Annotated in this window: 7 protein-coding genes; 2 read left to right on the top strand and 5 right to left on the bottom strand. The window is 36.6% G+C overall.

Going from position 1 to position 12534, the window contains the following annotated elements; genetic code table 11:
• The first annotated feature begins 435 nt into the window (after nt 1-435).
• Nucleotides 436-2172 carry a hypothetical protein gene (locus LQV47_RS20910; RefSeq protein WP_230041064.1) on the top strand — a complete coding sequence of 579 codons (1737 nt, stop codon included), beginning with the start codon at nt 436-438 and terminating at the stop codon, nt 2170-2172.
• Nucleotides 2169-3542: a hypothetical protein gene (locus tag LQV47_RS20905; RefSeq protein WP_230041063.1), complete on the top strand. Its 1374-nt coding sequence runs from the start codon at nt 2169-2171 to the stop codon at nt 3540-3542. The genes LQV47_RS20910 and LQV47_RS20905 overlap by 4 nt, the downstream gene beginning before the upstream one ends.
• 61 nt (nt 3543-3603) lie before the next feature.
• Here LQV47_RS20905 and LQV47_RS20900 read toward each other — a convergent pair whose 3' ends face one another.
• The 5 genes from LQV47_RS20900 to LQV47_RS20880 form a co-directional block, all read right to left on the bottom strand.
• Complete coding sequence (locus LQV47_RS20900; RefSeq protein WP_230041062.1) at nt 3604-4902, bottom strand: HlyD family efflux transporter periplasmic adaptor subunit; 1299 nt, start codon at nt 4900-4902, stop codon at nt 3604-3606.
• Between the two features lie 54 nt (nt 4903-4956).
• A complete protein-coding gene (locus tag LQV47_RS20895) occupies nt 4957-7149 on the bottom strand; it encodes a peptidase domain-containing ABC transporter (protein WP_230041061.1) in 2193 nt (730 codons plus the stop codon).
• A 345-nt stretch (nt 7150-7494) separates the two neighbouring features.
• Nucleotides 7495-9003 carry a vitamin K epoxide reductase family protein gene (locus LQV47_RS20890; RefSeq protein ID WP_230041060.1) on the bottom strand — a complete coding sequence of 503 codons (1509 nt, stop codon included), beginning with the start codon at nt 9001-9003 and terminating at the stop codon, nt 7495-7497.
• 705 nt (nt 9004-9708) lie between these two features.
• Nucleotides 9709-10665 (bottom strand): DUF3810 domain-containing protein, encoded by a 957-nt coding sequence (locus LQV47_RS20885; protein WP_306552799.1) that lies wholly within the window; start codon nt 10663-10665, stop codon nt 9709-9711.
• Between the two features lie 91 nt (nt 10666-10756).
• Nucleotides 10757-12526, bottom strand: a complete 1770-nt coding sequence (locus tag LQV47_RS20880; protein WP_230041059.1) for an MFS transporter — start codon at nt 12524-12526, stop codon at nt 10757-10759.
• Nucleotides 12527-12534: the final 8 nt, after the last annotated feature.

The raw sequence follows: 12534 nt of genomic DNA, 5'->3' as shown, positions 1-12534 counted from the left end.
AAGTTGGGGACAGAGCAAAATTTTGCTTACCATATGTAAATTCTTTACATTTTTAAAGACATACAACATAAACACGAAATCCAACTCACTTAATAATTAACTCATCGCTTGACTGAATACTTTACCATACAACTTTCAAAAATCTTATTACTGCAAATTTGGCAGTCAATCTCAATCATCCCACACATGTTTTTCAGTTCTCTTAAAATAGTACACTGATTTATTTTTTTCAGGGCTTCGTATTTTTCACGGATCGGAGAAAATGGGTAGAAATACGTAATCTATTCCCACAGATAATTTCTAGCTTTGAAATATCAATAATCATCTTTATCGATCCTATGAAAACCGATCTAAGGTTTTACTCATTATGTACTATCTGCATATTTTAGATTACAATAATTTATTTAAGATAAAACTATAATAAAACTTAACACCATGAAAACATTTGACACCCCAGCCTATCAGGCAGAAAAAGATTTTAAAGACCATCCGAATTTGAGAGAACAGCTTCATAATGCATGGAGTAATTACGTAAAATACTGTACGGTAAATTCGATAATGGGAAATCCGTGGTCAAGCACGTATGATCATCCCAGAAGTTGGTATTACAATCCATTGGTCACTCCTTCGATACCTAACGAAAGTAATACGGTTCCTATACAGTGGAATGCTTTTCCCAACAGAATCAATCACTATTTTACTACTTTGTTTACTGACAAATTTGGTAAGCTGGATTATGAGGATAAATTACACGAACTGGCAGATATTGGTCCCCTAGCTTTTGGACAAAAGTATAATATGACCCTTACGGTTCCAAGAAACCCTTGTGATCCTACTGATACAGGAACTAAAGCTTTCGGACCTTCCGGGCCCAGAGGGTGGCAGGATGAATATTGCGAGTGGGCCGTCACAAGAGATGAGAATGGAGATATCATTGCCGTTAATTTTACGCACGAAAATCCGGAATATTGGTTCCACATGTGGAAAGTCTCTCCGGATACGGTAGTTTTATTATACCAGGAAATTCTTAATAATAAAAATGTTCAGAAAGAAGATTTATATCTGTTGGACAGCAATGGAAATCCTGTTATTGTAAGAGAAACCGGGCTTCCGGCCTATAATCCAATTAATAAATGGAATAGCGGACCGGATGCTACTCCTTCAGGAGGTGGGGCAGTACATCTTACAAGTCCTCCCAATTCATTAGGAGCAGAAATATATCTTGGGGCAGCAGCTACTATACTTAGAGTGCAAAACGGACATGTAATAACCGATGCCAATACATTGATTTGCGCAGCGCAGTATGGGCAGATCTATAGAAACAGTGATCCCCGTATCGGGCAGAACGTAAATTCCTTGGTTTATAATCATAACATTCAGGTATCCTTAACGAACCCAATTGCATTGTATGGGCAAATTCCTCATTTTGATCAATTTGAAATGCCGGCTTCTGCCAATTATAAGATTGAAGACTGTTATACTGTAGTAAGGGGAGCATTGAAGAATAAAGGAATTACCTACTATCCTCACAATATGTTGCTTCATACAAGGTTTTCCGTACCTGCTGATGCGAACTTTAAGCTGAGTGATATATTGGTGAATAAGAAACCGCTAAAATGGGGTTCCCAGATTGCAGATACCTTTTTCGTACAGCTTGCCGGTACAGGATTGAATCCGGAACAGGGACAGCAGCCTGAAAAATTTCCTCCGGTGGGAATGCCTGCCACCACACTTCCAAGCGTACAATATCTGCTGGATAACAATTTGCTACAGGCCAGCCTTTATAATCAACTGAATACTTTTTCAAACCTGACTTCCTGTATTACCCAGGTTGAGGCCGGAGCTACCACAGAAGGAATTGCAGTTCTGGCTAACGGAGCCACCCAGCAAACAGGTTTTGATTTTGGCCCGGGGATTAGAGTTGCAATAACGGATTTTCAGAATCTGGGCGAGGATACACAGCTTTTCCTGATTAATATAACAACGGATGCAGGGGTGGCTTTGGGAGAAAAACCGCTTACCCTGTATAACAATACTTCGGATCCTAAATTTGCATTATCGGGAGTATTGGAAGTAGTTGAAGCAGGTTCGTTACCCAAAGCAGATACTACTCCAAACCGTACATTACTTTCCAGCCAGCAAATAGAACAGGTTAAAAAAATATTGAAATGAAAGCTTTAATTTTAATATGGTCATTTGCCATAGTGAGTGTAGTCTCGTGCGAATCCGGTAAAAAGGATAAAAAGCTAAACTCTGCAACAGGCTTTTCGAAAAAAGTAACCGGTGAAACAATTTTCTGTGGCGCCTATTGTAACCCACCTGCAATTAGTTATGAACTGGCCGCAGATTCTACCTGTGCCCACAGTTCCCAGGAAGTATTGAATTGTTTTGCCTGGAAAAATTTTATCGCATTAAACTGGGTTGCTTCTGCACAGCGCGGTATTCCGGATACTACAGCAACTGCTGCCAATTACGGGATGCCTGGAGATTACAGTCCTACAGTATGGGAAAGCTTTTTAAGTATTGATGATGTATTTGCTTCGAAGCCACCTTTAGCATGGAATCTTAAAAGTAAAACAGGCTATATCAAGAGAATTAATGAGATCAATAAATTTACGGATATCATCTCAAGTCTTCCTAAGGCTACTCTTAGAGCAGCAGTAGGCAGTAGTAATGTAGATGAAATCATGCAGGCAGAAGGAGCCTGGCTTACTGATCAGAATGGAAATATAGTCTGGTATGAAATTAAAATAAATAACCTTGAAAGTGATTTTATACGGCAAAATAAACTTTATGATTATGATAATCTGAAAGCTTTTGGTACAAAAAATAATGGAGTATGGCTACCGAATGAATCTATGGAATTAAAAGCTGCGTGGCGTGTAATTCCTGACGATCAGCTAGACTCCCTGAAAAATTATTATAAAATATCCAAAGCCATGGTGCCGGAAATTAAAGGGTTTAACGGGAAGAAACCTATCTATGGGAAATATACACAAAAATATCTCGGACTGGTAGGTTTACATATTATCCGTAAAACGCCACAGTCTCCACAGCTGAACTGGATGACCTTCGAACATGTCAATAATGCACCCGGCCCCGGCCCTGCTGATCCTTCTGTAAAATACAGCTTTTACAATCCAAATAGTAAAGACCCGGCTAATCAGTCTCCGGTTCCCGGAAAAGACAGTTTAAATAGGCCTGTTCAAGTGGTAAGGGTGAATAAAATAAGTCAGAGTGTTCAAAAACTGAATGCCCAGATGCAACAGCTGATCAGATCCAGTAATCCGAAATCAGTATGGCAGTATTATCAGCTTGTGAATATCCAATGGCCCGAAAATCCGGTTGCCGATAAAGACAATAATAAGCAGACTCCACTTATGGATGGAGGAATAAAGCCCAACCAGATCTCAAATACTACCATGGAAACCTATGCCCAGAGCAAACAGTGTATGGACTGTCACAAAAATGCCCCTGTGATTGGTACCAATATCCCTACAGATTATAGTTTTATCTTTTTAAAAGTGAAACCTAAAAAATAAATCTAATCTTATAAGTCTTTAAAAAAATTAAACCCGCACATCTGCGGGTTTAATTTTATGTTTAGCTTTGATAGCCTAGTAATTTTCTGATCTGGTAGAAGAACCTTTCAATAAGTCTTAAATCCTGAGTGACAATTTCAGCACTCCCTCTAAGCTCTTTATCAAAGGTAAGCGTTTTATTATAGCTTGTCTTTAATCCTTTGGGCAAAACCACATCTACGTAATAGTTACCTTTATCATCAGGGATAAGGGAGATATTCTGTACTTTACCTTCTATGATACCATACTCCTGGAAACGGTAATTATCAAGTTTAATCAAAACCTTTTCTCCGGGAATAATCTTTCCGGAGTTTACGGTAGGAACAGACATTCTACCGACTAATTTTTCTTTATTCTCCGGAAGAATAGATAGGATAGGGTCTCCAACTTTTACAAACTGATTTTCTCCGAAGAACTGCTGGAAACTGGCGATACCATCTGTAGAAGAGATCACAAGAAAATTCTGTTCCCATTGTTTTAAAGATTTACGCAGTTGTTCAAACAATTGTAGGGTTTGAGAAGAATAGGTGATCTTATCTTTTTCCGTATTGATGGCAGTACCGCTTTTGGTCTTATTAAGATTGGAGATGCCTTCTTCCATTTGAGAGATGGAAATGTTAAGGTTTTCAATGTTCTGCTGAGCCTGGATATATTTTATTTTTTCATTTTCAAGCTCCAAAGAAGAAATTACTCCTTGATTAAAAAGCTCCTGAGATCTCTGGAAGTTTTTCTTCGTAAGGTCATATTTAGCGAGCTCCAGATTTTTTTGCTGTCTTAAGGTAGATATTCTTCCTCTGTTTTCCAAAATGCTCTGATTAGCAGCCAGGTTTTCCGGTGCATAAGGCTGAAGTCTTGTAAAAAGCTCCTCATCCTGAAATGCTTTTGCAAAATTATTATAATCCCCCTGAAGTTCTCCAAGTTTAAATCTTGAAGTTACGGAAAGAGGAAAAGAGTAGAGTTGATTAGGTGCGGTAGAATCTACCAGCTTTTTCAGCTCCAGTACATCTTTATAATTGGCCGCGGACTGCATTACCATCAGAAGGTCATTTTTCTTTACTTCCTGATGATCTTTGATAAAGATTTTTTCAATTTTGGAACTCGTTCTTGCCTCTAATTTTTCGGGAGGGTTTTGTGATGTTACAATAATGGGAGCCGGAACAAATTCCGGATATTTTATAATGTAGCTCATTACAAGGATGAGCAGGAGAATAACAAAAATAATGGTATTTCCCCAGCGTATCATCCAATGTGGCGGCTGGGTAAGGATATCCTGTACGCTTTCTGAGCGGAGTTCTATATTGTCTAAAATGTCTTCTTTCATGTTTTAAAATAAAATTTCATCAATGTTCCGGGAGAAACAATTTTTACGGTTTTATTAATTTCCTAATTCCAGTTGGTTTTTAACAAGTCTATAATATTCTCCCCGCATATCTACAAGCTCGGCATGGCTGCCTTCTTCTACCACCTTTCCTTTATCCAGTACAATGATATTGTCGGCATGTTTAACGGTTGAAAGCCGGTGGGCGATCACTACTGCAGTTTTACCTTTGAAGAACTGCTCAAGATTTTCCATAATAATCTTCTCATTATTGGCATCCAGTGCTGATGTTGCTTCATCAAATAAAATATATTCCGGTGACTTGTATACTGCTCTTGCTATAAAAAGCCTCTGCTTTTGGCCTCCACTTACCCCAACTCCTTCATTTCCTATCTTTGTATTATAGCTAAGGGGAAGGCTTTCTATAAAGTCTTTGATATTGGCAATTTCTACCGCACGTCTGAGTTTTTTCTTATCAATATGGTCTTCTCCTACAGCAATGTTGTTGGCAATAGTATCATTGAATACATAACCCTCCTGCATAACCACTCCGCAATGGTCTCTCCAGTGTCTTGGTGAGATATTTTTCAGACTGGTACTTCCTATTCTGATCTCTCCCTGATCAGGATCGTAAAACTTCATTAATAGTTTAAGCAGCGTTGTTTTTCCACTTCCGCTGGCTCCCACGATAGCAGTAGTCTTCTGAAAAGGAATACGAAGACTTAAATTTTCAAAAACGGGAACATCAGAACCGATATATCTGAAGGAAATATCCTTTACTTCAATATCTTTATGGGGAATATCCGTAGCATACTGCTCATTTTTATCCTCTTCATCATCTTTATCATGAATTTCACCTAATCTTTCCAGAGAGATCTTAGCGTCCTGGGTTTGTTTTATAAAATCGATCAACTGAAGCAGTGGGCTGTTAAGCTGTCCGATGATATACTGTACAGAAAGCATCATCCCTAGAGTAAGGTTTCCGCTTAAAACCAATTTTGCAGAAAGGAAGCTGACCAGGATATCTTTCATCTGGTTGATAAAGTTTCCTCCTACAGACTGCCACTGTTCAAGGCTGAGAGATTTTATTCTTATTTTAAATAGCTTTACCTGTAAAAACTCCCAATCCCATCTTTTCTGTTTTTCGGCATTATGCATTTTAATCTCCTGCATACCGTTGATAAGCTCAATTACTTTACTCTGCTCCTGAGAAACCTGAGAAAACCGCTTATAATCAAGTTCCTTTCTCTTTTTAAGGAAGAAACTGATCCAGCCTATGTATAAGATAGCTCCTACAAAATAAACCAGAAACAATCTGTAGTCATACAAAAGTAAAACGATACTAAAGATGATAAGATTGACTAATGAGAACAGGGTATTTAATGAAGAACTTGTAAGAAGTTGTTCTATCCTGTGATGGTCATTAATTCTCTGCATGATATCTCCAGTCATTCTCGTATCGAAGAAGCTTATAGGAAGCCTCATCAGTTTGATAAAGAAATCTGAGATAATGGAGATGTTAATTCTGGCAGAGAGGTGGAGCAGGATCCAGCTTCGGATCATTTCTATTCCCATTCTTCCAAGGAAAAGCATAATCTGTGCAGTAAGTACAAGATAAATAAAATTAATATCCTGATTTTGAATACCCACGTCTACAATACTCTGGGTAAGAAACGGGAAAATCAGGGATAGTAAGCTTCCTGCGAGAAGGCCTACCGCCAGCTGAATGACCAATGATTTATATTTAAATAAATACCTGGAAAGAAAAGAAAAGCTGGCCTTACTTTGGTCAGTATCAAATTCAGTCTGGAAAAAAGTGGGTGTTGTTTCCAGAATAAGAACAATACCTTCTTCCGTGTTTTCATTGGCATTTTCACCAATCCAGAATTTGATAAACTCATCACGGTCATAGGTGATGAGCCCATAGCTGGGATCGGATATATAAACCTTGTTATTTTTATCAATCTTATAAATAACTACGAAGTGATTTTTGTTCCAATGGGCAATACAGGGAAATGGAACTTCCTGTGTAAGGGTATTAAAATCTATTTGTACACCTAAGGAACGGAATCCTAAGTTTTCTGCGGCATCACTTAGCCCCAGAAGGCTGCTTCCTTCACGAGTGGTTTCAGAAAGGGCACGAATTTGCTGTAACGATATGCTTTTGCCATAATATTTGCTTACAATCCTGAGGCAGGTAGGGCCGCAGTCTTTGGCATCTGGTTGCTTATAAAAAGGAAATTTCTTCAAAACTAATACTCATTATAAAATGCCGTCATAAGGTGACGACATTTTTTACTTTATTCAATGTTCTAACTCAATAAAATGGATTACTAGAAATAGCACCATTTGTTGCATGTATCTGTAGTACCTTCTTTAGATGGTTCTGTTTTCGATCCGTGATAGTATGCTAAAGCCTGTATTAAAGTACAGTCTGGAGCAATTCCTCGTTTTGGAGGTATTAGATTCTCTCTTGAAAGATTCTTTATATGTTTCATATTACTAGTTTTCATTTTGCCGCTCTCATGTAGTTTTTAGAACGCTGTTTTGTTTTCCTAAGATAGTGAAATTTTTAATTCAATTGTATTTCTTAGTTTAAAAGTCTTCATCCTCTATTAATTCATCAATGAAGAACCAAATATCTTCACGATCATATTTGTCCGGGAACTGATATCCATTGATAAGGAAAATAGGGGTAAAGTTCAGCCCTGCATTATTATTTTCTGCGGACATCGCTATTAAAGGATTCAGATTTTCAGAAGTAGGAACTCCTCCGGATAATAGATTGATCTTATTCTCATCTTTGCTTTCAAACCATTCTTCTACTGCATGCAGGAATTCTTTTTCCGATTTGTTGTTGTAAATATGAGTGAGGTCTGAAATAAGCTGAGTATATTTTTCATTGGCTCTTTCAGGGGTATAATTAAACCTCATTTGTACGGAAATATCGTTTGGATATTTTTCCAGAAGGTTTTCCATTATTTTATGGCCATCTTTACAAAAACCACAATAAGGGTTGGAAATTATAGAAATACGAAGCTTTGAATCTTTTTGTCCTACCGAAAAAGTTTGTGTATCCTGAAATGTTATTTTTTCATTTTCCAGCAGCTGACTTTTAAAAAGTTCATAATTTCTTTTGAACCTAAGATTTTTAGCATTTGATTTTTGAAGATTTTCTTTTTGTTCAAGAAGATTATTGAAATATAAAATGGCCGAGAAAATAAGAACCCATAATATAACGGTTAATAAAAGTGCTCCTATTCCAAAAGACAGATTTTGGAAGAATAGGCTGCTGATCACCAATTGACCAATCAGTACAGAAATAATCAATAAGCAAACCCTGCAAAATGTTTTCTCTACAAAAGCCTGTATATACAGGGAATAAGCTATAGCAATTACTGAAACAAAGGTAAATCCTTTTACGATATAAGCCGTGGAAGGAAGGAAAAGTCCTAATACCGCAAGCCCAGCAAAGTATATTAATGAAAAATCCGAAAATTTTAGCCCCAAAATACTGGTTTTATCCTGTTTGATAATCTTATCACATGAATTTGCGGTCTGGACCGTAGATGCTCCACCGCAGATACTTCCAATAACAGCAGAGGTATTTCCGAATTTCTGGTTAAAGATTTCCAAAGATATATATACCCCGGCAAGAGAAAGTAAATTAAATAATGCTTCGTAGATGGTCTGACTCAAGAAAGAATATATAAGAACTGTTGCAAAAATAAAATAGAGAATAGGTTTAAAATTAAACGTAAGCTTATTTTCTGCAGCTACAGTTTTTTCAAATAAAAGCACAAAGTCCGTAGAGTTTTTGTAAAGCTCATCTTTATCAATCGTTTTTGATTTTTCTGAATAGACAGCATAACTATTTCCTGACTTTTTTACCAATGAAAAAGAATTTTCAACTATGGCAATAAATTCTTCCGGCAATTCGTCCCAATATTCTTTATCCAGCTCATAAGCATCATTTTTTATCCCCATGAAATTTAAAGTATCACTGAAAGCCAGTGCTGAAGGGTAATTGGGGTGGGAATTGAACTGGAAAATAAACTCCTGTTTATCAAGTTTTAGATAGTTAATTAGTTTGTCGAAAATCATATTAATATTTTCATCTAAAATACATAGATGTTTTAAATATACAAAAATATTTTTCTTTTATTAGTGAGATATAACTTAATCTTATAGGATTTGGTTTGACTTTCAATATTTTGTTGATGCGGTTGCCTTCTTAGTCATTACACTGTTTTTGATCTAAAAATGACTGTTATCTATCAGATCAAAACATTTTTAGGCCCGGACAGTAAATTTTTTTCCTAATCATTTTAATTATTACATCGAACAAATAATGTCGGAATTCCGAAATTAAACGTCAAAATAGTTAAATTTCCGTTTAATATTTTCGAGGATAAATAGCATAATTTTTTTTGAAATACTTTTATTTTTTGATAGATAACTCTAATTTTTTTGTTCATAAAAAACAGAGAATAAGTCGGATGTTTTATCTTTAAACAAATATTTTATTTCATAGATTTTTTATAGCCTGTAGCCACTTTTAATGATGTTTTCTTATTAAATAAGGGAATTTTTAAAGTTAATAATAAGGGCGTTTGGACTCAAAAAAACTTAAAAAATCATAAAGTTTTCATAAAGTTTTAAAAAAGGGATTAAATGTTTTTGTATTTATAAAATATATTGTACTTTTACATCGCCTTGAATGAGGGAACAAGTCAAGGTAATAAATTTTTTTTCATCATTTGTGTTTTTAGAATCGTATCGCCTGATACGATTCTTTTTTTTATACAATTATTTTTCGTAATTTAAAAGGAGATCTATAAAATAGGAATAGGTAACGGAGCCTTCCTGTTGATTGCTCTGCAAGAATAGATTGTTGGTGAATCCAAAAAAATCATCCAGCCAGCCCTGATGACTGGTAATAAATGCCTTTTCATATGCCCGGTCTCTTTTCATGGCAGGAGAGTAGCCCAGAAGAGCAGATTTTACAAAATCAGGATCCTGTTCTGCAATGAATCTTAAAAGGCTTTTTAAAGTAAAATATTCAGTACTGTAGCGCAAATCAGTATTGTCAGATTGCGTTCCTATTAAATATCCCACAAAATTAGCTTCCTGTTCCCTGGCAAATCCAAGTTGATGAGAACTTTCATGAGCAGTTGTGAAGGGGATCAAGGTAGAGGGCAGTTCAGAATTATACTGTGCTTCAGCAGTGAAGGGATTGTAGTAGCCCAGAATCCCTGTAAAACTCATTATATTTTTAAATAAGCTTGGTTTAATAGTGAGAATCTCCGGAGCTTTTTTACCCGAAATATATTTTGGGAGCCTGGTTTGCTGAAAGAGAATTTCCTGTTGTATAGATTTCAGATCAGTAATCACAAATACCCCATTATGATCTTCTTTTACATGCTGCCGGGTTATTTTACACTTCTCAAGATACTTTAAAGCCAGTGTTTTTGCCTTATTCAGGTGCGGTGCGTCCTGGTTTGATAGCTTTTTAATAATAGGGGTCTGGAAGTACAGCATTCCCCAGAATAGCTGGTATGTAAAATAAAAAATATTAATAACCCCCAGCATCCGGATGATAGAATTATTCCGCGTTTTCTTCCTGAATAATGCACAGAAGTGATACAGAAAAAAGATACCTAATGCAATATAAATAACATCTCCTGCAGAGAAAGGGAGCCAGCTGAAAAGAACCTGATGAAGAGGCTTTTGAAGTTCAAAAAATCCTTCAAAAAGAGAAATCATCAGTTTCAATTTTGAAAAACAGTAAAACAAAAGAAATTGGGCAAGTAATAAACCTGCCCAAAATCTCTTTTTCTTATATGTGTGTATATTCTTAATGAGCACCTTCGGATTCTAAAACGTCAACATTAATTCCTTGTCTAAATAAAGATTTTTTAGCCAAATAAGCAAATATTGTAATGTAAACAAAACATAACACAGGAATAATGTACGAGCTGTGAATACCGATAATATCAGCAAGTTTCCCCTGTAATGGAGGAATAATACCTCCACCTAAAATCATCATGACCAGGAACGCGGAACCCTGAGCCGTGTATTTTCCTAAACCGGTAATGGCTAAGGTGAAAATAGATGGCCACATAATACTGCAGGCAAGACCTCCGGAAAGGAATGCATAAATGGCAAAATTACCCGTTGTAAGTAATCCGGTAATCATAGCCGCAGTTCCGAATAAACCGAAAATAATCAGGGTAACGGCTGGTTTATTTTTGCTGATCAGGAATAATATAACCTGAATGGCTACACAAATTGCATAATAGTATAAATGGGACATATCTTTCTGTGCAATCGTATTGATCCCGATAATCACTGAAAATGCAATAAAAGGAACAATGATTGTGGCAATAGTCTGCTGTTGTTTATTAAGGTTGAAAACAGCAATGGCACCGGTCCAACGTCCAATCATTAAACTTCCCCAGTACATAGAAATATAAGGGGCAAGATCAGAAGATTGGTGTCCGCCAAACTCAGGCATGCTTAACAGTTCTCCAAGGTTACTTCCTATGGCAACTTCTACACCCACATAGGCCAGAATAGCAATCATTCCTAATAAAAGCTGTGGATACTTCATGGCTCCCCAGCCTTCAGCATTTTTCTTGGCACTGTTATTAGCAAATAAAAGAGAAATCACTACGGCAAGTAAAGCTCCTCCAAGATAAAGCATTCTCTTCTTTTCTAAAGGGTGTTTGATGGTTTCCAGTTCTGTTTTTTTATCAGTGATCTGTTTTTTGACTGCTGTGATTTTTGCAGCATCAGTTTCTTTTTCTAAAGTCTGATCCAATACCGTGATTTCATTACCCAGTATTTCAATATTTTTAGCTTCTGCAGAATTGTAACTGCTGAACACCGGAATAAAGAAAAGAATAACCAGTATAGTCATTACAACCAGCGTTTTTCTGGCTTTTCCTGCTTTTTCCATAGGTTCTGTAGAGATTCCGTCAGGAAGTTTCTTCGAAAAATAAAAAATTCCGGCAGCAATTAAGAAAAGCGCTCCCACTGCCGTATACAGTAAAATAACTTTATCAAGAGCCAAATGTTTAATCTGGTCATCATCTACAGTAGCTGTAGTTCCGAACAGGGCCAGCCCTACAATGATAGGTCCTATGGATGTTCCAAAGGAATTGATCCCTCCTGCAAGGTTTTGTCTGCTTGCTCCGGTTTTAGGATCTCCCAGTAGAACCGCAAAAGGATTGGCGGCAGTCTGCTGAATTGAAAATCCTAATGCAACTACAAAAAGCCCTATCAGCATCCCGTAATAAACATTGCTTTTAACGGCAATGATCATAATGGCAGCACCTACGGCAGAAAGCAGAAGCCCATAAACAATACTCTTTTTATATCCCCATTTACCAATTATATCAGTCCCTTTTATAGTACTGAATATAAAGAGCACCAATGCTCCCAGGAAATAAGCTGTATAAAATGCAAAATCTATTAACTGAGACTGAAATTGGTCAAGAGAAAAATAGTTTTTACAGAAAGGGATAAAAATACTATTGCCGGCAGCAATAAAACCCCAGAAAAAAAATACAAGTACAAGTGTGTACAGCGCCGGGTAATTAGTCGGCTGATTGGTTTTTGACATATTTTATT

It is taken from the genome of Chryseobacterium sp. Bi04, from assembly GCF_918698085.1.
In the GTDB taxonomy this organism is placed as follows: domain Bacteria; phylum Bacteroidota; class Bacteroidia; order Flavobacteriales; family Weeksellaceae; genus Chryseobacterium.
The sequence above is the reverse complement of the archived record's forward strand: the minus strand, read 5'-3'. Positions and strand labels throughout refer to the sequence as shown.